Origin of the sequence: Nocardia inohanensis NBRC 100128 (assembly GCF_001612945.1) — a bacterium.
Classification (GTDB): Bacteria; Actinomycetota; Actinomycetes; order Mycobacteriales; family Mycobacteriaceae; genus Nocardia; species Nocardia inohanensis.
In genome coordinates this window covers 79,701-102,646 of sequence record NZ_BDBK01000008.1, presented here as the reverse complement: position 1 = coordinate 102,646, position 22,946 = coordinate 79,701, and the positions used below count along the sequence as shown (strand labels likewise).

The window sequence follows — 22,946 nt, the reverse complement described above, 5'->3', positions numbered from 1 at the left end:
GTCCCCCCGCCGTCTGCCGTTACCTCGCCTTCCAGCGTCGTCGGGGCCGTTGTCGACTTTTCGAGCGTGAAGAATCGGCACATTTCGGGCGCTCGGTAGCAGACCCGTCGGTCAGTGGGAACTGGTTGCGGCGACACGCCGTGAAACCCCGCAACCATTTCCCAGTGACCGATGAGTCTGTTTCTTGTTCTTGGTTTTTCCGCTCGAGAAGGTGACAACGGCCCCGCCGACGCCGGGAGGCGAGGTAACGGCAGTCGGCTGGGGGACCAACGTCGGGGACGGTAGGCGAAGTGGCCACACTATTTCGTTTCCGCCATAGGCGGCCCCCAAAAACTGGCAATCGATTCCATGCGATTGTCCGCCCCTGTTCCGCTGCCGAGCCCGCCGACCGTGCGCGAGGATGTGCTGGTGAAGCCGATCGCCATGATCACAGAACTTGCTGTTGGGCAACCGGATTGGATGAGGAAGCCGGAGGTGATCGCAGCCGCCGCAGTGGTGGTTGTGGTGCTGGCGACGGTTTGGGTTCTGGTGCGGCGGCATCGGCTACGAGGACGATTGCCGGTCGACGAGAAAGCCGAGGTGCTGGCGTTCAGCGCGGGGCTGCGACCGTTGACCGAGGCCGGCGCACGGCAGCGAGCGCACGAGTACGGGTTGCGGCTCGGAGCCGACGATCAGCCGGGATTGCCGATCGGGTTCGCGGTCGATGGCGGGGCACGGTTGTACGGCTCGTTCGAGGAGTTGCATCTCGACATCTGGGGTCCGCGGCAAGGGAAGTCGGCGTGCCGGGCTGTTCCGTCGGTGCTCGATGCGATCGGTGCGGTCATCGTCACCACCGGAACCCGGCGGCTGGTCGATGCCACCCGGGATGTGCGGGCCGCCAAGGGAAGTCCGGTGCGGGTGTTCGATCCGGAGGGACGGCTCGGGGAGGAGCCGGGCTGGTATTGGGATCCGCTGGCCTGGGTGGCGGGTGATCGTAAACGCGCCGCGCATCTGGCCGGGCATTTCGCGCACGGGGAATTGCGCAACGAGTCGCGCGATTACTTCGATATCGAGGGTGAGGAGTTGCTGGCCGGGCTGTTCCTGGCCGCCTCACTGGATTCCCGTCCGATCGTGCAGGTGTGGGATTGGATCGCCAATCCGATGGACAGCGAACCGGTGGAGTTGCTGCGCAGTCACGGCCGCAATTTCGCCGCGGCCGGTGTCGCGGCCATCTACAACACCGACGAGCGCACGCGCAGCGGCATTTTCGGCACCGCCAAGGTGATGGTGCGCTGCCTGCAATACACCGATATGCATCCCTGGCTCACCCCGGGCGGCAATCGTGTTCCCTTCGACGAAGGCGACTTCCTCGACAGCCTCGGCACCCTGTACTGCGTGGCGACACCGGGCCACGGTTCCGCCGCACCCCTGGTCGGTGCTCTGGCCGAGGCGGTGCTGGAGGTGGCGGTCACCCGGGCCGGCGCCTCCCCCGGCGGCAAGCTCGCGGTCCCGCTGACCGCGGTCTTCGACGATGCCGCGAACGCGCTGCGCTGGAACGACTTTCCGCAACGGTGCAGCCGATTCGGCGCCCACGGCATCACGGCGATGGTACTGCTGCAATCCTGGGCGCAGGGCGTGCGTTGCTGGGGCGAGGGCGGCATGAGCGAGCTGTGGTCGGCGGCCACGGTGAAGGTGCTGGGCCCCGGCGTCGAGGACGCGGCCTTCCTGCGTGACCGCGCCGACGGTATCGGCAGCCCCGAGTTCGGTGTGGCGGATTTGCGGGCGCTTCCACGCGGACGCGCCGTCCTCTTCGCTGCCGGCGCCCCGCCCGCGCTCATCAGGACCCAGCCGTGGTGGGACGGCGACTACGCCACCCCGGTCCGCGAGTCGCTCGCCGCACACGAACCGGGTTCGCGCCGTACCGAATTCACCGACCTGATTCCGGCCCGCACAGGGTCCGCTGCCCGCACGGGGTCCGCTGCCCCGACCGAGTCCACCGCCGCCACCGAATCCACTGCCCGGACAGAGTCCACGCTTATCGATCCCGATCAGCCGCCGGATCCCGGCTCGCCGTCGATCGACGAGGTCAAACCGATGTAGTAGCGCGTGCCACTCGGCGCGCGCCCCGACTCCGAATCGGCTGACGGCAAGTTCGTCGTCCACATCGCGGATGCCCTTGACGTTCAGGAAGCCGTGGGCCTCGGGGTGCGGCCGGTCGGTGAAGCCGAACCCCGAAGGCCATCTTCTGCGGCGCGAACAGATGACCGCCGCCGACGAACATGATGAACCCGGCGGACACGATGCCAACGACGGCGGCCCAGGTACCGGCGCGAGTGGGTTTCAGTCCGGTCGCACGCTGACCATGACCTCGCCGGTCGCGTCGGCACGGACCTGGAAGGGTCGGCGTAGCAGTACTGCACCGGCATTTCGGCTGGCGATCGCGATGTGAACGCTGCCCGAGGGCAGGGGTGCGATCGCGCGTACTCGCGCCGAGAGTTCTACTCGCGCACCGGATTCCAGATCGGGGATGCGATTGTCCAAGGCCTCGATATGCAGGGCGTAGGGGGCGAGCAGTTCCAGGGTCAGCCCGGTCACGGTGTCGTCGCCCCGGTTCTCGAGCAGGATCGGCACGGTGTGCTCCTCGCCGACGCCCCATTCACCGGGCAGGTCGATTTCGGCGGTGAGCGTTTGCGGCAGGCGCAGGTGCCGGATCAGCGCGGTGCGCCGGTCCAGCCGGGCACGCAGGTAGAGATTCTCCCCTGGCGCCAGGGTGGAGGGCAGATCGAATTCGAACTCGAGCTCCACGGCGTCGTCGGGGTCCACAGCGATCTCGCGCCGCGCGGTGCCGATCACCCGGTCGAATCCCTTCTCCTCGATCCGGTGCACGACGAGATCGACTGCGGCGCTGCCGAATACGCGCGCGGTTTCGGCGTTGACCAGCTCGACCGTGCCGACGATGCGTCCGCCGTAGACGGGTTCGCCGTCGGTGATCCGGAATCCGTTGCCCGGCGCGAGCGAGCGAGTCCGTACCCCGGCGCAATCCCAATGCGGTTGCGACCAATACCCGGCTTCACACAACTCGTCGATCCAGGACGCCTTGGCGATGGACTGCTGCGGTTCCCGGCATTCGTTGCGGCTGTAGGTGACATCGGAGGCTCCGTCGTCGAGCTGGGCGAATATCCAGTTCTCGTTGGCCATCACGATGAGATCGTTGAACGATTTGCTCGCCACCCCGCGCACCCCGAACTGCGCGCGGGTCTCCGGGGCCATGCCCGGGTATTGGTGCGGATGCAGCGCCCACCATTGCGGCGCGCCGCCGTGCGCGGCGAGGAACTCGATCCAGGTATCGAATGTCCAATCGGCGGCGCCGGTTTCGAGGGCGGCGTCCGCGGTGACCGGGTGGGCGGGCACGCCGATGGCGCGCAGCAGCGCGGTCAGGCAGGCGGCGTCGTCGGCGCATTGGGTCTCGGAGTAGTTGGTGATCAGGTCCAGCACGTCCTGGGTGTGATAGCTGAGGCTGTAGCCGAACAGGCTCTCCTCGGCGCGCGCCACCGCGACCGCCGCGGTGTAGGGGTCCACGGCCCGCGCGGCCGCGGTGATAGCGATCCGGAACACGCGCCAGTCGCTGCATCGCAGGTAGTAGTGCAGTCCCTGAATGCTGTTGGTGCCGCTGCCGAACCAGACCGCGGCGGGGTCGAAGGCGAAGCGCGCCGGCCCGCCGGCCGCGTCCGGGTCGAAGATCACGAAGAACGAGGCCCGGCCCTCGCGGTCCTGGCAGGCGCTGCGGACGTGCACCTGATACTCGCCCACCGGAATCCCCGCCGGTACCGCCCATCCGGCCTGGTTCTGCCAGTCCCAGGCGGCGGTGTAGTAGCCCGGATACAGCTGGGCCGGTGCGAGATCGGCGACGTGTTCGCCGCCGGGCCCGGTGAGCCAGGCGACCACCCGGTCCCGGCAGCAGGCTTGGATCCGGATGCGGGGGCCGCCGCGCCCACGCGGGAACACTCCGCCCGCAATCGCCTGTTCGCCCGGGGCGGGCGCGAAGAACGGGTGCCCGCCGTCGATTTCGATGACGGGCGCTTCGAGCCCGGAGGACACCGTCACCGTATTGGAGACGGGGCTGAGGGTGCCGTTCATGTACTGCACGGCGCTGATGACATCACCGGCCGCCAATTGCGCGCCCTGTCCGAGCGCGAGAATCAGGTCGCCGGGGGCCGCGCCGCCGTGGGTCATGGGACTGCCGTTGCGCAGCACCACCACCGCCGCGTTGATCACCGACCCGCGAACGACCACGTGCCGGGCGCCCGCGCAGATCGGCCCGACCACCTGTGGTGCGCGCAGCTTCGCGCGCGGTGTCTCCGGAGCCGACTCCGGACTGACATTGCCGCACAATTGCTGTCGCGCGGTGATCGGGGTGTTGGAGAGCCTGCGCTGCAACGGGAAGTAGTTGGCGTCAGCGGTGGCGTACCAGCCCGAGGAGACCGACACCCCGTTGTCGAAGATCTCGACGGCCGCGCCGACCAGCAGCCCGGTCAGGGTTACCGCGTCGTTGCCGGGAATCAAGGTGGCGGCGTCCACCCGTGGCGCGGGCGGGGGTACCGGCGCGGCCAGCGGTGTGACAGCACCGGATTCGGGGCCGCGGACCTCGTGATCGGTGCCCTCGCAGGCGATGGCGGCCGCACGCACGCTGCTGCCCGCGTGCAGTGGCGCGGTGACCACGGGATGGTATGGCTGCGCCGCGGCCATCGCCCCGATCTGCCCGCCGTTCTCGGTGACGTGCACCTGTGTGCTGGGCACCAGATTCCCGACCGGCACCACGATGCCGCATTCGTACACCGGTGCGGCGATCACCGGTTGGGTGGTGCGAATCCGGTTGCCGTCCAAGGGTTCCACGGTGACCGGTTGCAGTGAATGCTGGCTGCGCTGCCCGGCGACGACCTGTTGCGCGGTGAGGACCTCGCCGGCGGCGACCGCCCGGCGCAGGGTGATGGTGGCGAATCCGAAGGGCGGTTCGGTCTCGGCGAGCAGGTCGTTGCCGTTGGCGTAGACCCGCACCAGGGCGTGCGCGAGGAATCCGGTGACGTAGACCGCCTGCGCGCATTCGTACACCGGGCGCGCGATCTCGGGTGGGGACAGGCTCTCCTGAATCGGGTACCTGTCGTTGATGTCCGGTCCGAGTGTCATGGCTCCCCCTGGGTGGCTGGATCTTCCCGACCCGTCTCCAGCATCACCGCGAGTTCGCGCCGGCACCCGCGTGCCCGGCTACCCGATTCCGCTGCCGCGCACTACTCGCCCCCGCCGCTCTCACCTGCACCGGAACGCCGATCGCCCGCTCCGGCTGCTACCGGGGCGGGCGATCGGTGAATCTCGGCGGGCGGGAACGCTAGTGCGCCATGATGGCTTTCTCCGCCGCTTCGGGGTTGGCCGGTTTGGTGCGCGGCAGGAACGCGGCCGGGACGAGCGTGGCCAGCAGCAGCACCAGGGCGATGATGAAGGTGTGCCCGAACGCCGAGGCGGCCTGATCGAAGCCTTCGGCCAGTACCGGTGCCGGGACCTTCGAGGCGATCGAGGGATCGTAGTTGGAGGCGATCGCCACCCCCGCTGCCTCGTGATCGTTGAGCAGGCTGGTCAGCACCACGGAAATGGTTGCGGTGCCGATGGATCCGGCGGTCTGGTTGACGATGTTCATCAGGGTGGAGCCGCGTGCGACCTGACCGTGGGTGAGGGTCTGGATGGCGGCGGTCATGGTGGGCATCATGGTGCAGCCCATGCCCAGACCGGTGATGAACAGCGCGCCGCACATCAGCGGATACGGGGTGTCGGCTTTGATCTGGGTCAGGAACGCCATCCCGATGGAGATGATGGTGATACCGGTGAGCACGATCTTGCCGGGCCCGATCTTGTCGACCAACCGGCCCGCGATGGGCATGGTGAGCATGGCGCCCAGGCCCTGCGGGGCGATGAGCAGACCGGCGGCCAGGGTCGATTCCCCGCGCACCTGTTGCAGATACAGCGGCAGCAGCAGGCTGGAGCCGAAGAACGCCATGGCGAACAGGGTCATGGTGAGCGTGGCATAGCGCAGCGACTTGTTCTGGAACAGGTGCAGGTCGATGAGCGGGTGTTTGGTGCGCAGTGCGTGGAACACGAACGCCACCAGCAGTGCCAGGCCGATGACGGCCGGGATGAGCACCTTCTTGGCCAGTACGGTGCCTTCGCCGGGGATGGAGGAGACGCCGTAGAGGAACAGTGCCAAACCCGGTGAGGCGAGCAGCATTCCGACGAAGTCGAAGGTTTCCGAGGGTTCGGGCCGGTCGGCGGGGAAGATCCGCCAGGCCAGGAACAGCGCCACGATGCCGATGGGCAGGTTGATCAGGAAGATCCAGTGCCAGCTGAAGCTGTCGATGAGCCAGCCGCCCAGGATCGGGCCGCCGATCGGCCCCAGCAGCATGGGCACGCCCAGCACCGCCATGACGCGGCCGATGCGCTGGGGCCCGGCGGCGTGGGTCATGATCGTCATGCCGAGCGGCATCAGCATGCCGCCGCCCAGGCCCTGGATGACGCGGAAGGCGATCAGCGATTCGATGCTGAACGCGGTCGCGCACAGCACCGAGCCGGCCACGAACAGCACCAGCGCCAGCATGTAGAGGCGTTTGGTGCCGAAGCGGTCGGCGGCCCAGCCCGTCAGCGGGATGACCGTGGCCAGGGCCAGGGTGTAGCCGGTCAGCGACCAGGCGGCGACGGCGGTGGTGGTGTCGAAGGTCTGCTGGAACTTCGGCAGCGCGATGTTCACGACGGTGATGTCGAGGATCGACATGATCGCCCCGAGCACCACCACACCGGCGATCTTGAGGACGCGCGCGTCTAGTTTGTCGTCGGCGGCGTCGGCCGCCTGGGTATCCGGAGGTGTTGTCACCGCTTCAGCCTGCCAGGTCGGAGGTCGGGGAACCAGCATCTTTTACCAGCGACACGCGCGCGCACCCGATCAGCGCCCTCGGCGGGAGGGCGGGGGCCGGCCGTCGTCATCGTGGCCGACGCCGCGTGCCCGAACGCGAACCCCACCCACCATACCGACCGGTAGCGAATCTCGGGCGAACATGATCGTGCCCGCCCGCTTGCCCGCTGCGCCGATCCTGCTCGTACGCTGGGTTTTCCAGCGGTTGGAGGAGTTCATCGCGATGATCGACCCGGTACTGGGTTTGACGGGTACGCTCACCTCGCCGATCCGCGGCGCGGGAACGCTCGGGGAGGTATTGGTCGCCATCCGCGGGGGAACCGAGCTCTACATCGCGCAATCCGAGGAGGCACTGCCCGCGGGCAGCCCGGTGCTGGTGGTGGGGGTGCATCCCGGGCGTGTGGTCGATGTTGTTGCGTGGATTCCCCTGCCCGGCGATTGACTTCTCGGGAGAGTGGTTCTCCCGAGTACCGAGGGGAGAGAAGTCGTGCTGGGTTATCACGTGCCCGATCCGGACGAGGCGATGCTCGTGTCCGGCGGCAGCACCAAGGACAACGCACCGTTCAAGGTGGTGATCGGGCAGGGCACCTGGGTGATGCCGTTCTTCCGCAAGGTGCGGTATCTGTCGCTGGCGATGTTCGAGTCCGAGATCGGCGAACGCTGCGTCACCAAGCAGGCCATCCAGTTGGATGTACGGGCGGTGATCGCGTTCAAGGTCGCCAACGACACGCAGTCGATCGTCAATGCGGCGCAACGGTTCCTGTCCGAGCAGGAGCGGGAGATGTCGGTGCTGACCGGGCGCATCTTCTCCGGGCATCTGCGTTCGATCGTGGGCTCGATGACGGTGGAGGAGATCATCCGCGAGCGCCAGAAGCTGGCCGACGAGGTGCTGATCGCCTCGAAGATCGAGATGGGCTCGATCGGTTTGACCGTCGATTCGTTCCAGATCCAATCGATCGACGACGGCAATCTGGGCTATATCGCCGCGCTGGCCGCCCCGCACAATGCCGCGGTGCAGCGCGACGCGCAGGTCGCCCAGGCCGCCGCGGCCATGGTGGCCGCCCAAGCCGAGCAGGAGTCCCAGCGCAAGCAGGCCGAGTATCAGCGCGAGACCGCGATCCTGCGCGCGCAGTATCAGCGCGATATCGACAAGGCCAATGCCGAAGCGGCGCAGGCGGGTCCGCTCGCGCAGGCCACCGCGTTGCAGGAGGTGCTGACCGCGCGCGCCGAGCAGGCCCGCAAGGAGGCCGAACTGCGCGAGCAGCAGTTGCAGGCCGAAGTGGTGAAACCGGCCCTGGCAGAGGCGGAACGGGTGCGGATCCTGGCGGTGGCCGAGGCCGATCGCACCCGCATCCAGGCCGAGGCGGCCGCGAGCAACAATCGGATCGCCTTGGACCAGTTGCTGATCGAGCAGCTGCCCGAGATCGTCAAGCAGGCCGCGGGCGGGCTCTCGAATGCGAATCTGACCGTGCTCAACGGCCCGGACGGGGTGAGCGAATTGGTGAACGGCATGGTGGGACAGGGCTTGACGGTGTTCAATTCGTTGCAAAAGGCACTTTCCTCCAACAATGATCAGCACGCGGACTAGAGTGACCGCGAGAGGGACGCGACGAGGAGCGGGTGTTTAGGTGTCCATCGGGAAATTGGTGTCGTTCGATAGTTCTCGGGGTTTCGGTTTCATCCGTCCGGAAGACGGTGGGCCGGACGTGTTCGTCCATGTCAACGACATCGGGTTGGACGAGGACGAATTGCGGCAGGGGCGGGTGTTCGAATTCGATGTGACCGAGGGTGATCGGGGGCCCAAAGCGGTCAACCTGGCCTTGGTCGCCGGGCAGAGCGCGCCGCCGGTGCGGCACAAGAAGGAGCGCGGGGCGGGCGGGCAGCTGACCGCGACCGAGCACAAGCGGCTGATCACCGAGTTGCTGCTGGACGCCTCGCCGGCGCTGACGGCCGGGGAGATCCTGACCATCCGGGATCGATTGACGGCGTTCGCGGATCAGCACGGCTGGATCGAAAACTGACCGGTTCGGATTACGATCGTCTCGGGTAAGGACTCTCAACCGAGGAGGTCGCGTGGATCTGCCCGTCATGCCGCCGGTCAAACCGATGCTGGCGAAATCGATCTCGGAGCTGCCACGCGATCCCGGGCTGTTGTACGAACCCAAATGGGACGGCTTCCGCTGCATCGTCTTCCGCGACGGCGACGAGATCGAACTCGGATCCCGCAACGACCGGCCCCTGACCCGGTACTTCCCCGAACTGGTGGAGCTGCTGGGTCAGGTGCTGCCGCCGCGGTGCGTCATCGACGGGGAGATCGTGGTGGTCACCGCGAACGGACTGGATTTCGACACGCTGCAACAGCGGCTGCATCCGGCGGCCTCACGGGTCAAGAAGCTGGCCGCGGAAACCCCGGCCAGCTTCGTCGGTTTCGACCTGCTGGCCCTGGGCGATCGGGACCTGACCGAGCAGCCCTTCGCCGAGCGCCGCAAACTCCTGGAAACCATCCTGGACACCGCGGACGACACGCGCGCCCACATCACCCCGATCACCTCCGATCCCGAGGTGGCGCAGGACTGGTTCACCCGATTCGAGGGCGCGGGCTTCGACGGAGTGATGGCCAAGGCCGCCGATCTGCCCTACATGCAGGACAAACGCCTGATGTTCAAGATCAAGCACGAGCGCACCGCGGACTGCGTGATCGCCGGATTCCGCTGGTACAAGGACGGCCAGGGCGTGGGATCGCTGCTGCTGGGGTTGTTCGACGACGAAGGTAACCTGCATCACGTCGGGGTGGCGAGCAGTTTCACCGCCAAACGCCGTCAAGAGTTGGTGGACGAATTGAAACCCTTGCGCGAGTACGCCCTGGACAACCATCCGTGGCGCAGCTGGGCCGATGCCGCCGCCCAGGCCAAGGCAGAGGGCAAGATGCCCGGCGGGGTCTCGCGCTGGACCGGCGGCAAGGATCTGTCGTGGGAGCCGTTGCGGCCCGAGCTGGTCGGTGAGGTGCGCTATGAGCACGTGATGGCGAGACGGCTGCGCCACGGTGGCCGGCTGGTGCGTTTCCGCACCGACCGCACCCCCGAATCGTGTACCTACGCTCAGCTCGACGAGGTGGCACCGGCCGAGCTGGCCGATATCTTCGCCGAGGCCAGAGCCGCGAAGGAGGCCGGGCGGTGAAGGAGTCGATGAGCGTGCAGGTCGACGGGCGCACGGTCACCATCTCCAATCCCGGCAAGGTGTACTTCACCGAACGCGGTGAGACCAAACGCGATCTGGTCGAGTACTACCTGGCCGTGGGTGAGCCGTTGATGCGTACCGTGCGCGATCGGCCGCTGCTGCTCGAGCGTTATCCCGATGGGGCCGGCGGTAAATCGTGGTTCCAGAAACGAGTACCCAAGTCGGTGCCGGAGTGGTTGCAGACCACCGAGGTCTCCACTCCGAACGGCACCGTCAGCGACGCACTGGTGGCGGCCGATATGGCGCACATCCTGTGGGCGGTCAACTTGGGCTGCTTGGGTTTTCACGTCTGGCCCACCCACGCCGACGCCGACAAGGTCAGCACCGCGCCCCCGGTGTACGACGCGGCCGGCGCGGTGCTGCCGCCGACCGGGGTCACCGACGAGTTGCGCATCGACCTCGATCCCTCCCCCGGCATCTCCTTCGAGGATCTGCGCGCGGCCGCGTTCCGGGTGCGCGAGCTGTGCCGGGAACTGGGAATCGACGTGCGGGTCAAGACATCCGGCTCGCGCGGCCTGCATCTGTACGCCCTGCTGCGACCGGAATGGGACGGCTACCAGGTGCGGGCCGCCGCGGTCGCGCTGGCCCGCGAGCTGGAGCGCCGCCATCCCGACACCATCACCGCGGCCTGGTGGAAGGAGGAGCGCGGCTCCCGCGTCTTCGTCGATTTCAACCAGAACGCCCCGCACAAAACGGTTTTCGGCGCGTGGTGTGTGCGCCCGAAGGTCGGCGCGCAGGTCTCCACCCCGATCGCCTGGGACGAGCTGGCCGAGATCGTGCCCGAGCAGCTGACCATCGCCACTGTGCCCGCCCGGGTCGCCGAGCTCGGTGATCCGTGGGCCGACCGCACCCCGCAGTCGATCACGCCGCTGCTCGAGATGTCGGACAAGGACATGGCCGCCGGGCTGATGGATGCGCCGTGGCCGCCGGTGTATCCGAAGATGCCGGGCGAGCCGCCGCGCGTGCAGCCGAGCAAGGCTCGCGCCAAGGATGCCGAGCAGTAGCCCGCAATGCCCTGCCCGGCACCACCTCCCGAATTACGAAAGGAACTCTTTCCATTATTTGCGGGGCGTGGCAGCATCGGCGCATGCCTATCGCAACCACCTCCATCGACCATGTGCGGCTGACGGTTTCCGATATCGAAGCCTCACGCAAGTTCTACGAGACGGTCTTCGACTGGCCGATCCTCATCGAGCATCCCGAGAACGCCGACGAGGCGACGCGCAAGGCGCTGGGGTTCCTGTTCGGCGGTGTGCTCTACCGGCTCGGTGACAACCAGTTGCTGGGGTTGCGGCCGGTCGCCGAGGACGAATTCCACGAAGACCGGTGCGGGCTGGATCATCTGGCGTTCACGGTGCCCGATCGGGCCGCGCTCGAGGCCGCGGCCGTGCTGCTGGACGAGCACGGCATCGCGCACGAACCGATCAAAGAGCTCGGACTGATGGCGATCCTGGAGTTCCGCGACCCCGACAACATCGCGCTGGAGCTGGTCGCGCACCTGTGATCAGGCGCGGGCGGCGAGCACCGGCGCCAGCGCGCGCAGCGCGGGCAGGGTGTCGTGAGCACCGAGGATCTGCACCGCGATGTGGTCACCGCCGGCGCGCAAGTGGGCGGTGACCTGGTCGGCGACCCGGTCGGCGTCGCCGTGGGCCACGACGGCATCGAAGAGGCGATCGCTGCCGGGGGTGGTCAGGTCGGCGTCGTCGAAACCGAAGCGGCGCAGGTTGTTCGTGTAGTTGGACAGGCCGGTGTAGAAGCCGATGACCGGGCGTGCGGCCGCGCGCGCCCGGTCCGCATCGGTGTCCAAGACCACCTTGTGTTCGGGGATGATGAGCGCGTCGGGCCCGAGCTGGGTACGCAATTCGGCGACGTGCTCGGGGACGGTGAGGTACGGCAGGGCGGCGGCGGTGCGGTCGCGGGCCAGCTTCGCGACGCGCGGGCCGAGAGCGGCCAGGGCGCGCCCGCGCTGGGGGACGCCGAGTTCGTCGAGTTCGTCGAGGTAGGCGACCAGGGCGTCATAGGGTTTGGTGTAATCACCGTCGTTCTCGCGATGGCCCGCGCCGACACCGAGCAGGAAGCGGCCGGGGAATCGCTGTTCGAGGCGATGGTAGGTGTCGGCGGCGGTCTTGGCCGGGGACGACCAGATGTTGACGATGCTGGTGGCGATGGTGATCGATGCGGTGGCCTCGAGCAGGCCGTCGTAGCCGTCCCAGTCCGCGGCCGGGGAGCCGCCCAGCCAGATGGCACCGTAACCGAGTTCCTCGATTTCGCGGGCCGCCTGCGGTGTCATCGTCGAATAGGCTTGCCAAACACCGTATTTCCCGAGATCGTCTGTCGTCATACGAGTCCGCAACACCTGGATATCTCAGGCAATTCCCGGTGCGGGCGGCGGGTGCGGGCGCGTAGCCTCGCGGGGTGACCGACACCGTGCAAGCACCGATCGTCGCCGTGACCGTCTATCCCGGTCAGGCCAGAATCACGCGCCGCGCCACCCTCGACCTCGAAACCGGGGCGCGACGGGTGGAGATCGGCGGACTACCGCTGGGTTTGCTGCGCGATTCGGTGCGCATCAACGGGCGCGGCGAGGCGAGCGTGGTCGGGGTGGATGTCACCACGGCACGCAATCCGCGATCACCGGATGAGACGGTGCACGAGCTGGAGAAGCGGGCACTGGCGGCCCGGCTGGGGTTGGCGGAGGTGACCGACAGCGAGGCCGTCGCCGAGGGGCGCATCGAATTGCTGCGCGAGATCGGCCGCAAATCCGGGGAGACGCTGGCGAAAGCGCTGGCGCACAGCAAGATCGAGCCGCAGCGGATCGCGACGGTGAACGACGCCATGGCGCGTCAGCTCTCGGACGCGCTGGCCGGCAAACGCGAGCTGGCCGAGCAACGTCGGCGCTGCGAGCAGGAATTGCACGCCGTGGAGCGGGAATTGGCGGCATTGCGTCGTCAGAGCGCCCCGGATCGGCAGGCGGTGGTGGTCGATCTGGAGGTGCGGGCGGACGGGCCGGTCGAGGTGGAGCTGTCGTATGTGCTCGACGACGCGCGCTGGGTCTCGAGCTACGACATCCGGTTGCGCGGTGAACAACTCACCCTGACCTGGCATGCGGAGATCACCCAGAACACCGGGGAGGATTGGCCCGAGTGCGAGCTCGCGCTGTCCACGGCGCGCCCGGCGATCGCGGCGCGGCTGCCCGAGCTCGAACCCTGGTTCCTGGACCGCAAACTCCCACCGGTGCCGCCTGCGCCGGTCCCGGTGGCGGCCGGGGGTTACGGCGCGGCGCCGGGCGCAATGCCCGACGGCGAGAGTGCCGTGCCGTCCGCACCCCGGATGATGGCGCGCCGAAGTTTCACGCCCCCGCCGCAGGCCGTGGTCGAGCACGGTGTCGCCGCCACCACCTATCGCCCCACCCGCACGGTCGCGGTGCCGGCCGATGGTTCGGCGCATCGCACCACGGTGACGGTCATCGACCTGGGCGCCACCCTCGACCATGTCACCGCACCGGTCGCCGGCACCGAGGCGTTCCTGCGCGCCACCGCGATCAATACCTCCGAGCATGCGTTGCGGCCGGGAAAGGCGTCGGTGTTCCACGAGGACGAGTTCGTCGGCACCACCACCCTCGAGGTGTGGGCGCCGGGTGAGGAGGTGGAGTTGAATCTCGGTGTGGACGACCGTATCCGGGTCGAACGAGAGCTGATCCGCCGCACCGCGGGCAAGGCGATGATCGGCAGCAGCAAACGCCGCGAAGCCCAATACCGCATCAAGGTCGCCAACCATTCGCCACGCGCCACCGAAATCACTGTCCTCGACCAGCTTCCGGTGTCACGTGACGACGGCATCACGGTCAAGGATGTCACCTGCCGCCCGGATCCCAAGGAGCGCACCGAACTCGGAGAGCTCACCTGGGAGCTGGCCCTGGAATCCAATGCGGCCGTAGAGATTACGGTCGGATTCCGGGTGGACACCGCCCGCGGCATCGAGTTGGCGGGCTGGCGGGAGTAGCACCACTCAGCGCCTGGTCTGGTACCTGGCCAGCAGCACGCCGCCGGGAAAGGTCCGGGTCTCCACCAGCTTCAGGTTCACCCAGTTGTCCAGGGTCGTGAAGAACGGCGTGCCGCCGCCCACCAGGACCGGGTGGGTGACGGTGACGTACTCGTCGATCAGCCCGGCCCGCATGGCCGCGGCGGCGAGGGTGGCGCCGGCGATATCCATGGGGCCGCCGTCCTCGCCTTTGAGCCGGGTGATCTCGGTGACCGCGTCGCCGGTGACCAGGCGGGTGTTCCAGTCGACGTCGCGGGTGGTGGCCGAGAACACCACCTTCGGCATGTCCCGCCAGCGCCGGGCGTACTCGGCCTGCGCCGGGGTGACACCCGGCTGCTGGTCGGCGGTCGGCCAGTGGGAGCTCATCGTCTCCCACAATTTGCGCCCGTACAGCGCCAGGCCCGTCGCCGCGACCCGGTCGGACCACCACTGGAACAACTCGTCGTCGGGTGCACTCCAGCCGAGGTCGTCGCCGGGCGCGGCGATGTAGCCGTCCAGGCTCAGGTTCATGCCGAAGGTGAGTTTCCGCATGGCATCACACTGACACGAGCCGGTATTCGATGGTGGTCTTTTACCGGTCGCCGGCCGGGGTGAGCCATACCGCGACCGAGGCGAGCGCGCTGAGTGCGGCGCCGAACCACAGCACCGCGGTCAGGGCGATCGAGTCGGTGAGGAGGCCGCCGAAGAGTGCGCCCGAGGCGATCGCGAGGTTGAACGTGGCGGTGTTCAATGCGGTTGCGGCCTCGGTGGAATCGGGGGCGGCGCGCAGGATCCAGGTCTGCACGCCGACCGGGATGCCACCGAAGGCCAGACCCCAGGCGATCAGCAGTGCGATCGCGGTGATGGGGGTGGCGCCGAGGAGGGCGACCAGGATCAGGACGGTGGCCAGGGTGACGCTGATGGTGACCAGGGTGGCGTGGATATTGCGGCCGGTGGCCGTGCCGGTCACGAAATTGCCGACGATGCCCGCGATTCCGAAGGCCAGCAGGGCGGGCCCGATCATCGCCTTGTCGATTCCGGCGTGGTCCTGCAAGATCGGGCTGATGAAGGTGAAGGCCGCGAAGTGACCGCTGACCAGCAGGAAGGTCATGAGCACGCCGGTGCGTACGACCGGGTTGCGGAATTGTGCGGCGAGCGTACGCAAATGGACGGGCGTGCCGGCCGGCAGCGGCGGTAGCAGCAGGAGCAGGGCGGCCACCACCAGCAATCCGAGTCCGCCCAGCAGCCCGAAAGCCACTCGCCAGTCGGTGAGTTCACCGATCAGGGTGCCGGCGGGGACGCCGAGTACGTTCGCGGCGGTGGCGCCGCCGAAGGCGATGGCGGTGGCTTGCGGGACGTAGCGGTCGGGCACCATGCGCACCGCGATGCCCGCGGCCAGCGCCCAGAAGCCGCCGATGGCGATGCCGATCAGTACGCGGGAGCCGAGCAGGACCGCGAAAGACGGTGCGGTGGCGGACAAGACGTTGGCCGCGACCATGAGGACGATCAGGCCGAGCAGCACCAGGCGGCGATCGAGCCGGCCGATCGCGACCGGCAGCACCGGTGCGGTGGCCGAGGCGACCAGGCCGGGCGCGGTCACCATGAGTCCGGCGGTGCCCTCGGAGACGTGCAGGTCGGCGCCGACCGAGGTGAGCAGGCCGACGGGCAGCTGTTCGGAGGTGACCATGGCGAAGGTGCCCACGGCCACCGCACCCACCCCCAGCCAGCGATGCCAGGACACGCGCTCGGATTCGCCTGGTGCAGTGGATGATTCGGTTACTGAAGTCATTTCGGTTACTCCTGGAATCGTTCTGTGTGAGGCCGGCTTGCGGTCAGGCCGAGGTGTGGGCTGCCGTCGACGCGGATCGTCTGGCCCGAAACCCAGTCCGCGCCGGTCGAAGTCAGCCACTCCACGACCCGGGCGACGTCCTCGGGCTGGCCGAGCCGGCCACGCGGGGAGGCGGGCAGGGGCTGATCCTCGCCCGCCGCGCTATCGCCGACCGGGCCCGGGGCGACCGCGTTGACAGTGATGTCGCGGGCCGCCAGTTCGTGCGCGGCGGCGACGACCAGGGTGTCGACCGCCGCTTTGGCCGCCGCGTACAGCCCGCGCCCGGCGGGCGGGAGCGCGCTGCTGATCACCACGTATCGGCCGTGGTCGGCCAGGTGCGCGGTGGCGGCCCGCAAGGTGTGGAAGACGCTGCGGACATTGCTGTCGATCAGCAGATCGAAATCGGCGTCGGTGGAGTCCGACAACGCCTTCGAGCGCATGCTGCCGACGGTGTGCACGACGATGTCGATGCGTCCGTGCCGGGTTTTCACGCCCGAGAACAGCCGCGTCACATCCTCGGAGCGGGTGGCGTCGGAGCGGATGGCCTCCACCGGCACCGCGTACCGGTCCAGCCGGGCCAGGGTGCGGGCGGCGGCATGCTCGCCGCGGGAGTAGGTGAGCACGGTGACCGCGCCGCGTGCCGCCATCGATTCCGCGCACGCCGCACCTTGATCGCGGCTGCCGCCGATCACCAGCGCCACCTTGCCGGTGAGATCGCGTGCGGCGGCGCTCGCTGCGTCGCGCCGGCCGTATTGCTCGCACGGGACGGCGGTGTCCATCAGGTGCGGCCGTGCGGGTCGGTCACGGCGGGCTGTTCGGTGCGCGCGGGGGTGAAGCAGTTGCGGCTGCGCCAGGAGGGACGGCGGCCGAAAGTCCGCTCGGTGCTGCCGGTTCCGGAGCCGGCGGGCCCGGTGAGAGTGCCGCGCGCGCCGGTGGTCGCGGCGGCAGCGGCGTGGTCGGGCGGTGTGGTGATCATGGTCGAGCTGTCCTTCGCGGGGGTCGGGGCCGAGGCGCAGCGGGCGGGTCGCTCGCTGTTGCTTTCAGCTTGCTGTGCCCGCGACCGGAACGGAAACAGGAGCTTTCTGTATCGGCCACCGACATTTCCTGTGGCCCAGCGACATTCGCTCTACCAGCATCGATGTGGATGAATTCGGCTCGCGCGGCGGCTGATTCGCCCCTCGCGTACGGTGATCGCGTGATAGCTCTCGATATTCGTCAGTTGCAGTCGTTCCTGGTGGTGGCCGAGGAGCTGAACATCACCCGCGCCTCTGCGCGCCTGCACCTGACCCAGCAGACGCTGTCGGCGCAGATCCAGCAGCTCGAACGCGCGATCGGGGTGACGCTGCTGGTGCGCACCTCCCGCGGGGTGCTGCTGACGCCCGCCGGAGTGGAGCTCGAGCGCGGCGGCCGGGAACTGGTCGCGGACGCGGGCGAACTCGCGGAACGGGTGCGCGCCACCGAGAGCGGGCGGCTGGGCCGGCTGCGCGTGGCCTGCTGCCCGTACGCGACCGCCCTGTTCGCCACCGAGGTCGCCGATGCCATGGAGGCCGCGGTCCCGGGCCTGGAAGTCGAACTGGTCACCGTGCACACCCCGCCCCAGGAGCGGGCCCTGCTGCTGTCGGGCGAATGCGATGCGGCGTTCATGTGGACTCCGCTCGGGGATCCGGTGCTGCACCACGCGGCCATCCGCACCGACCACCGCGCCGTCGCCCTGTCACCGAAACATGCGCTGGCCCAGCAGGATTCGGTGACGCTGACCGATCTGGCGGCCGAACCGGTGATCCGGCCGGACATCTTCCTGTCCGAGGAGAACCTCTGCCATTGGATCGCCGACCCGCGCCCGGACGGCTCCCCCGCCCTGCGCGGCCCCGCGGTCACCGCGCTCGAGGACGCCCTGCTAATGGTGGCGCGCGGCAAGGGCGTCTGGCTGGCCCCGGAACCCTTGAGCCGCTGGATCCCGCTGACCTCGGTGGTCTGGCGTCCGGTCACCGACGCCCCGCCCTCGGAACTGGCCGTGGTGTGGACCGATACCGCCCCGCACGCCTTGATCGCGCGCATGATCGCCGAGGTGCGCCTGATCACCGGCTACACCCGCCCGGCGGCCACGGCGGCCTGAGCCGCGGGACGAATCTGCTGCCCGCGCGGCCCTTTTCGTCACCGCGGCACGCTTTCGACGGGAATCTCACTGCGGTAGGTGAGATTCCGGCCGGGAGCACGCCGCATCGACTGGTGTGTCGGACGCCGGGACGAAGGCCGGCTCAGCGGGTGCCGTTGACCTTCGGGAACGTCTGGGCCACCAGGGTTTCCAGGGAGTCGGCCAGCAGGGCGTGCACGTGTTCGCGGGTCAGGCTGCCGCGCACGATCCATTCCCGGCCGGCGGCCTTGACCAGGCCGCCGTAACAGCGCACCAGGGCACGCAATTCGGCGCTGTGCAGCGAATCGGACAGGCCCATCATCTGGACCATCCGGTCGGCGGCGGCGTAGTCGGCTTCGTCCAGGATGCGCTGCACTTCCGGGTCGTCGCCGACGCCTTCGTGCCCGGTGACCTTCACCCAGGTGCTGCCGTGCTCGCCGATGGTGTCCAGCAGCCAGGCCACGCTGGCCTCCACGCGTTCGCGGGTACTGCCGGTGGGGGCGGCCATCTTCTCCGGGCGCGGCAGGGTCACCATGCGGCGCACGACCGCCAGGTACAGGTCGCGTTTGTTGCCGAAGTAGTGGTTGATCAGACCCCGGGCCACGCCGGCGCGGGCGGCCAGTTCCGCGGTGGAGACCGCCGCGTACGGGCGTTCGCCGAACATGTCGATGGCGCACGAGAGGATCTGGGCGCGCCGTTCGTCGGGTTCGAGGCGACGCCGCCGGGAGGGGGCGTCGGTCTCGGGTGCGGTCGGCTCGATCGCGCTCTCGCCCACGGGCTTGCCGGGCGCAGCGCTGCCGAGATCGTCGCCGGAGTGCTCCGGCGACGCGGTGTCGTTGTCGCGGCCGGGCGTGGCCGGCGGTGCGACGTCAGAGTGAGCGGGCAATGAGGTCCTTCATCACCTCGTTGGCGCCCGCGAGGATCCGCAGAACCCGGGCGCCGGTGTACAGCTGGGCAATCGGATACTCGGTCATGTATCCGTAGCCGCCGAAGAACTGAAGGCAGCGATCCACCACATTACCGAGTTGATCGGTCAACCAGTACTTCGACATGGCGGCGGTGGGGATATCGAGCTGTCCGGCCAGGTGTTTGGTGATGCAGTCGTCCAGGAACACGCGGCTGACCTTGGCGATGGTGGCGCACTCGGCGAGCTCGAACCGGGTGTTCTGCATGGCGAACAGCGGTTTGCCGAAAGCCTCACGGCCCTTGGTGTAATCGATGGTCAGCTCGACCGCGCGCTCGGTCATCGAGACCGCGAGAATGCCGGTGACCAGACGTTCCTGCGCCAGCATGGCCATCATCTGATAGAAGCCCTGGCCTTCGGCGTCACCGAGCAGGTTCGAGACCGGCACGCGCAGGCCGTCGAAGAACAGCTCGGCGGTGTCCTGGCCCTTGCCGCCGATCTTGGACAGGATGCGGCCGCGATTGAATCCCGGGGTGTCGTCGCAGACGTCGGCGTAGATCAGTGAGATGCCCGCCGCGCCCTGGGAGGTGTCGGTTTTGCAGGCGATGACGATGCCGTCGCAGAGCCAGCCGTTGGAGATGAAGATCTTCGAACCGGTGATGACGTACTCGTCGCCCTCGCGCACCGCCCGCGTCTTGATCGATTGCAGATCCGAGCCGGTGCCCGGTTCGGTCATGCCGATCGAGAGCACGATCTCCCCCGAGGCGGCCTTGGGCAGCACCCGGGCCTTGAGCTCCTCGGACCCGAACTGGTGGATGTAGGGCGCGATGATCGAGGAGTGCACCGACATGCCCAGCGCACCGTCCCCGGCGTGGGTCTGGGCTTCGATGATGGCGGCCTCGTGCGCGAACGTGCCTCCGCCGCCGCCGTATTCGGCCGGGATGGCCGCGCACAGCAGGCCGAGTTCACCGGCCCGGTTGTAGAGGGCGCGGTCGGGGTGGCCCTGTTCGACGAACTTCTCCTCGTGCGGCACCACCTCCTTCTCGAAGAATGTGGTCGCCAGACCACGTACCGCTTCGACCTCGTCGTCGCTCCAGGCGGGGCGTGCCATCGAAAGTTCCTTCGCTCGTTGCCGCGTGCGACACATCGCCGTGTCGAGACCAAGGATGCAGCGCTATTGGCGAAGTGTCAACAGAGTGTCAATGACCGCCGGCGCGGGACTGATTGACCTCGGCGAGCGTGGTGAAGATCGGCGTGTCCGGATCGGCTTCGATGCCCTGACGACGCAGATAGCCATCGATCAAACCCCAGGTGAGCTCGGTGGCCTGCGCGACGAACTCGGTGGTCTGCTCCGGTGTGGGCGTATCCGAATCGGTCAGCCACAGATCGGTGATGGCGACCACCGCACCGATCAGCGCGCGCGAAAGGTAGTCCAGCCCCGCGGTATCCAGGGGTACGGCCTCGGCGATCTGCTGCGCCATCTTGGTCAGCCGCCGCGCGGCGGCCCGGCCCAGATCCAGTTGCAGCACACCCGAACCCGACTGCTGCAACACCGGGGCCTGACCCAGGTAGCGGAAGACGTTGGGGTGCTCCAGGATTCCCTGCGCGTACAAGGTGAACACCTTGCGCAAGGCCGCGCGCGGGGGCTGGAGCATGAGCGTCATATCGCTGCCCGCCGCCGAAAACGCCTGCCGCGACATCCGATCGGCGATCTCGGTGAACAGATCCCCCTTGTCCGCGAACTGCCGGTACAGGCGCGGCTTGGTGATGTTCGCTTCGCGGGCGATGTCGTCCATGCTCGGGCGCGGGCCGTCGCGATCGATCACCCGGATCGCAGCGTCCACGATGTCGTCACGGGAAACCGGGCGCACGGAACCGGCACTGGTACGAGCCACCCGCCGAGTGTACATGTACCGCCGGTACGCCGCCCTCCCCCAGCATCCCGCCCGGTTTGTCCGCGTCGTTACCGGGTAGACACGTGACAGACGACACATCCGAGGTCCGCCACACGGCATTGCATTCACCTCGAACGTACTGCCAGTATCGATAACCGTACCGGCGGTACGCACCGGTGTGCGCAGGGGTCACACCGGCACGGAAACCAGACGCTTTCGACCGGAAAGACGCCGATGACACACCCAGCAACCCAACTCGCCGACACCCTCGGGGCGCCACTACCCGCCGCCTTCGACCGGCTCAGCGACGCCGACCACACCGAACTCGAACGCCTCCTCACCACCGCGCTCACCCGCCGCGGCGAAAGCCTCGACAACGCCATCGGCAACTCCCTCGACATCGTGCCGCGCCTCATGCGCCCGGCCGTCAAGAAAGCACTGGGCCTGTGAGCGAACACCTCGTCGCCGTCGCCGAAACCACCAAACTCGCCCGGCTCCTCGGCATCACCGACCCCACCGAACTCGACTTCCTCGTCGACCTGCCACCCGCCGCCATCCGCGAATTCCGCGAACGCGCCACCGACCTGCTCTTCGACCGAGACGCCAAGCGGCTCAAAGGCATCGCTGCCGCCAGCAAACTCGTCCCCGTCGGCATCAGCTCCAAAATGGCCGAACGCGCCTTCGGACCCGTCCTCTGCGCCGCCGTCGCCGGCGCCGTCGAACCACAGCGCGCCATCGACATCGCCAAAGCCCTGCCCACCCGATTCCTCGCCGAATGCTCGGTCCTGCTCGACCCCCGCCGCACCGCCGACATCATCGCCGCCGTACCACCCAAAATGGTCGCCGACGTCGCCCGCGAACTACTCGCCCGCGGCGACCACATCACCATGGGCCGCTTCGTACACGTCGTCCCCGAACCCGCCCTGCGCGCGGCCGCACCCATCATGAGCGACACCGACCTGCTGCGCATCGGCTTCCTGCTCGAAGACAAATCCGCCATCGACGACGTCCTGCACATCGTCTCCGACCGCGTCGCCGGCGTCATCCGCGCCGCCCACACCCAGAACATGTGGGCCGAAGGCATCGACCTGCTCGACTCCATCGCACCCCACAACCGCGCCTGGATCGGCGACATCACCGCCGGCCTCGGCGGCGACGTCCTCGACGCCCTCATCGGCGCCGTCGCCGAACTCGACGCCTGGGCGACCCTGCTGCCCATCACCAGCGCCATGAGCCACGACAGCCTGCGCCTGTTCGCCGAACGCCCCGCCGTACACGCCGAACCCGTCCTCGCCGCCGTCATGGACACCGCCCTCGACGGCGGCCAATGGGTCGACCTGCTACCCCTCGCCGGCCACCTGCCCACCCCCGCACTCGAATTCATCGCCACCCGCGTCGGCGAACAAGACGACGAACGCCTCGGCCAACTCATCCGCGACGCCGACACCGCCGGACTCTGGGACGCCCTCATCCCCATCGCCCTCACCCTCACCGACGACCACCGCCGCCGCATGGCCGGACTGCCCGTCATGCAGGAAACCGAAGTACTGCGCGCCGTCATCACCGCCACCGCCGACAACGACCTCTGGTCCCAAGCCCTGCCACTCGTCGACGCCCTGCCCGACAGCGCCAAACCCACCCTCGCCGCAGCCATCGGCGACCTGTCCCGCGACCAACTCCTGGCCGCCATCCTCACCGCCTCCCGCAGCGACAACATCCACACCCTCGTCGACATCGCCCTCGCCCAGGAACCCAGCGGCCGCCCCCGCGTCCTGCAAATCATCGACGGCATGGACGAACTCGAGGAATTCCTCACCGCACTCACCCCCGAAACCCCGGACGTGGTGTGGCAGGCCCTCATTCAAGTCCGCGACGAAATCCCCGCCAACCTGCTGCCCCTGCTCGCCGAACGCGCCCGCGAACTCGGCCGGGACACCGACGCCGACCAACTCGAACCCGTCGGCGCCCACACCGAATAACCCCCGCGGCGGGGTGGG

Annotated in this window: 21 protein-coding genes; 11 read left to right on the top strand and 10 right to left on the bottom strand. The window is 68.4% G+C overall.

Annotation, left to right across the window (positions count from 1 at the left end; all coding sequences use genetic code 11):
• Window positions 1-348 precede the first annotated feature (348 nt).
• Complete coding sequence (locus NI1_RS16205; RefSeq protein ID WP_067820856.1) at window positions 349-2,079, top strand: type IV secretory system conjugative DNA transfer family protein; 1,731 nt, start codon at window positions 349-351, stop codon at window positions 2,077-2,079.
• 240 nt (window positions 2,080-2,319) lie between these two features.
• Here the strand turns inward: NI1_RS16205 and NI1_RS16200 are convergent, their stop codons facing one another.
• Both NI1_RS16200 and NI1_RS16195 read right to left on the bottom strand, forming a co-directional pair.
• Complete coding sequence (locus tag NI1_RS16200) at window positions 2,320-5,163, bottom strand: transglutaminase domain-containing protein (protein WP_067820853.1); 2,844 nt, start codon at window positions 5,161-5,163, stop codon at window positions 2,320-2,322.
• Between the two features lie 199 nt (window positions 5,164-5,362).
• Entirely contained in the window at window positions 5,363-6,892 is a 1,530-nt protein-coding gene (locus NI1_RS16195; RefSeq protein WP_067822387.1) for a DHA2 family efflux MFS transporter permease subunit, read from the bottom strand.
• A 181-nt stretch (window positions 6,893-7,073) separates the two neighbouring features.
• Here NI1_RS16195 and NI1_RS16190 point away from each other — a divergent pair, with 181 nt between their 5' ends.
• From NI1_RS16190 to NI1_RS16165, 6 genes are all read left to right on the top strand, one after another.
• Window positions 7,074-7,373 carry an NfeD C-terminal domain-containing protein gene (locus NI1_RS16190; protein WP_369690139.1) on the top strand — a complete coding sequence of 100 codons (300 nt, stop codon included), beginning with the start codon at window positions 7,074-7,076 and terminating at the stop codon, window positions 7,371-7,373.
• 45 nt (window positions 7,374-7,418) lie between these two features.
• Window positions 7,419-8,519: an SPFH domain-containing protein gene (locus NI1_RS16185; RefSeq protein WP_067820849.1), complete on the top strand. Its 1,101-nt coding sequence runs from the start codon at window positions 7,419-7,421 to the stop codon at window positions 8,517-8,519.
• Between the two features lie 40 nt (window positions 8,520-8,559).
• Window positions 8,560-8,952: a cold-shock protein gene (locus tag NI1_RS16180; protein WP_067820847.1), complete on the top strand. Its 393-nt coding sequence runs from the start codon at window positions 8,560-8,562 to the stop codon at window positions 8,950-8,952.
• 52 nt (window positions 8,953-9,004) lie between these two features.
• Window positions 9,005-10,108: an ATP-dependent DNA ligase gene (locus tag NI1_RS16175; RefSeq protein WP_218026757.1), complete on the top strand. Its 1,104-nt coding sequence runs from the start codon at window positions 9,005-9,007 to the stop codon at window positions 10,106-10,108.
• Window positions 10,109-10,116: 8 nt separating this feature from the next.
• Window positions 10,117-11,172 (top strand): DNA polymerase domain-containing protein, encoded by a 1,056-nt coding sequence (locus tag NI1_RS16170; protein WP_067822378.1) that lies wholly within the window; start codon window positions 10,117-10,119, stop codon window positions 11,170-11,172.
• 83 nt (window positions 11,173-11,255) lie between these two features.
• Window positions 11,256-11,672, top strand: coding sequence for a VOC family protein (locus NI1_RS16165; protein WP_067820844.1), 417 nt, complete (start codon window positions 11,256-11,258; stop codon window positions 11,670-11,672).
• On the opposite strand, the gene NI1_RS16160 is transcribed toward NI1_RS16165, so the two are convergent.
• On the bottom strand, window positions 11,673-12,509 hold the full coding sequence (locus NI1_RS16160; protein WP_067820841.1) for an LLM class F420-dependent oxidoreductase: 837 nt from the start codon (window positions 12,507-12,509) through the stop codon (window positions 11,673-11,675).
• A gap of 74 nt (window positions 12,510-12,583) precedes the next feature.
• Between NI1_RS16160 and NI1_RS16155 the strand changes: the two genes are divergently transcribed.
• Window positions 12,584-14,170 (top strand): DUF4139 domain-containing protein, encoded by a 1,587-nt coding sequence (locus tag NI1_RS16155; RefSeq protein ID WP_067820838.1) that lies wholly within the window; start codon window positions 12,584-12,586, stop codon window positions 14,168-14,170.
• A gap of 6 nt (window positions 14,171-14,176) precedes the next feature.
• Here NI1_RS16155 and NI1_RS16150 read toward each other — a convergent pair whose 3' ends face one another.
• From NI1_RS16150 to NI1_RS16135, 4 genes are read right to left on the bottom strand one after another with little or no spacing between them, the layout of a single operon-like run.
• Window positions 14,177-14,740, bottom strand: a complete 564-nt coding sequence (locus tag NI1_RS16150; protein WP_067820835.1) for a dihydrofolate reductase family protein — start codon at window positions 14,738-14,740, stop codon at window positions 14,177-14,179.
• Window positions 14,741-14,780: 40 nt separating this feature from the next.
• The gene (locus NI1_RS16145) at window positions 14,781-15,977 is read right to left on the bottom strand and encodes an MFS transporter (RefSeq protein ID WP_067820833.1); all 1,197 of its coding nucleotides are present in this window, start codon (window positions 15,975-15,977) and stop codon (window positions 14,781-14,783) included.
• A 5-nt stretch (window positions 15,978-15,982) separates the two neighbouring features.
• The gene (locus tag NI1_RS16140; protein WP_084523302.1) at window positions 15,983-16,795 is read right to left on the bottom strand and encodes an SDR family oxidoreductase; all 813 of its coding nucleotides are present in this window, start codon (window positions 16,793-16,795) and stop codon (window positions 15,983-15,985) included.
• The gene (locus NI1_RS16135) at window positions 16,795-16,992 is read right to left on the bottom strand and encodes a hypothetical protein (RefSeq protein WP_067820830.1); all 198 of its coding nucleotides are present in this window, start codon (window positions 16,990-16,992) and stop codon (window positions 16,795-16,797) included. The genes NI1_RS16140 and NI1_RS16135 overlap by 1 nt, the downstream gene beginning before the upstream one ends.
• Window positions 16,993-17,211: 219 nt before the next feature.
• On the opposite strand from NI1_RS16135, the gene NI1_RS16130 reads away from it, so the two are divergent.
• Window positions 17,212-18,132: a LysR family transcriptional regulator gene (locus NI1_RS16130; protein WP_067822372.1), complete on the top strand. Its 921-nt coding sequence runs from the start codon at window positions 17,212-17,214 to the stop codon at window positions 18,130-18,132.
• Window positions 18,133-18,274: 142 nt separating this feature from the next.
• On the opposite strand, the gene NI1_RS16125 is transcribed toward NI1_RS16130, so the two are convergent.
• The 3 genes from NI1_RS16125 to NI1_RS16115 form a co-directional block, all read right to left on the bottom strand.
• Window positions 18,275-18,910, bottom strand: a complete 636-nt coding sequence (locus NI1_RS16125) for a TetR/AcrR family transcriptional regulator (protein ID WP_067822368.1) — start codon at window positions 18,908-18,910, stop codon at window positions 18,275-18,277.
• Between the two features lie 109 nt (window positions 18,911-19,019).
• Entirely contained in the window at window positions 19,020-20,165 is a 1,146-nt protein-coding gene (locus NI1_RS16120) for an acyl-CoA dehydrogenase family protein (RefSeq protein ID WP_067820828.1), read from the bottom strand.
• Between the two features lie 88 nt (window positions 20,166-20,253).
• Window positions 20,254-20,949: a TetR/AcrR family transcriptional regulator gene (locus tag NI1_RS16115; protein ID WP_245663247.1), complete on the bottom strand. Its 696-nt coding sequence runs from the start codon at window positions 20,947-20,949 to the stop codon at window positions 20,254-20,256.
• 234 nt (window positions 20,950-21,183) lie between these two features.
• Between NI1_RS16115 and NI1_RS16110 the strand changes: the two genes are divergently transcribed.
• Together NI1_RS16110 and NI1_RS16105 are read left to right on the top strand one after the other, a co-directional pair.
• Entirely contained in the window at window positions 21,184-21,399 is a 216-nt protein-coding gene (locus NI1_RS16110; protein WP_067820823.1) for a hypothetical protein, read from the top strand.
• Window positions 21,396-22,928 (top strand): hypothetical protein, encoded by a 1,533-nt coding sequence (locus NI1_RS16105; RefSeq protein WP_067820820.1) that lies wholly within the window; start codon window positions 21,396-21,398, stop codon window positions 22,926-22,928. The genes NI1_RS16110 and NI1_RS16105 overlap by 4 nt, the downstream gene beginning before the upstream one ends.
• Window positions 22,929-22,946: the final 18 nt, after the last annotated feature.

Bases quoted from the DNA above. Each gene is read 5' to 3' on its own strand.
- NI1_RS16200 (WP_067820853.1), bottom strand. From the start codon at position 5,163: ATGACACTCGGACCGGACATCAACGACAGGTACCCGATTCAGGAGAGC.
- NI1_RS16165 (WP_067820844.1), top strand. From the start codon at position 11,256: ATGCCTATCGCAACCACCTCCATCGACCATGTGCGGCTGACGGTTTCC.
- NI1_RS16135 (WP_067820830.1), bottom strand. From the start codon at position 16,992: ATGATCACCACACCGCCCGACCACGCCGCTGCCGCCGCGACCACCGGC.
- NI1_RS16145 (WP_067820833.1), bottom strand. From the start codon at position 15,977: ATGACTTCAGTAACCGAATCATCCACTGCACCAGGCGAATCCGAGCGC.
- NI1_RS16150 (WP_067820835.1), bottom strand. From the start codon at position 14,740: ATGCGGAAACTCACCTTCGGCATGAACCTGAGCCTGGACGGCTACATC.
- NI1_RS16205 (WP_067820856.1), top strand. From the start codon at position 349: ATGCGATTGTCCGCCCCTGTTCCGCTGCCGAGCCCGCCGACCGTGCGC.
- NI1_RS16140 (WP_084523302.1), bottom strand. From the start codon at position 16,795: ATGGACACCGCCGTCCCGTGCGAGCAATACGGCCGGCGCGACGCAGCG.
- NI1_RS16110 (WP_067820823.1), top strand. From the start codon at position 21,184: ATGACACACCCAGCAACCCAACTCGCCGACACCCTCGGGGCGCCACTA.
- NI1_RS16190 (WP_369690139.1), top strand. From the start codon at position 7,074: ATGATCGTGCCCGCCCGCTTGCCCGCTGCGCCGATCCTGCTCGTACGC.
- NI1_RS16170 (WP_067822378.1), top strand. From the start codon at position 10,117: ATGAGCGTGCAGGTCGACGGGCGCACGGTCACCATCTCCAATCCCGGC.
- NI1_RS16120 (WP_067820828.1), bottom strand. From the start codon at position 20,165: ATGGCACGCCCCGCCTGGAGCGACGACGAGGTCGAAGCGGTACGTGGT.
- NI1_RS16160 (WP_067820841.1), bottom strand. From the start codon at position 12,509: ATGACGACAGACGATCTCGGGAAATACGGTGTTTGGCAAGCCTATTCG.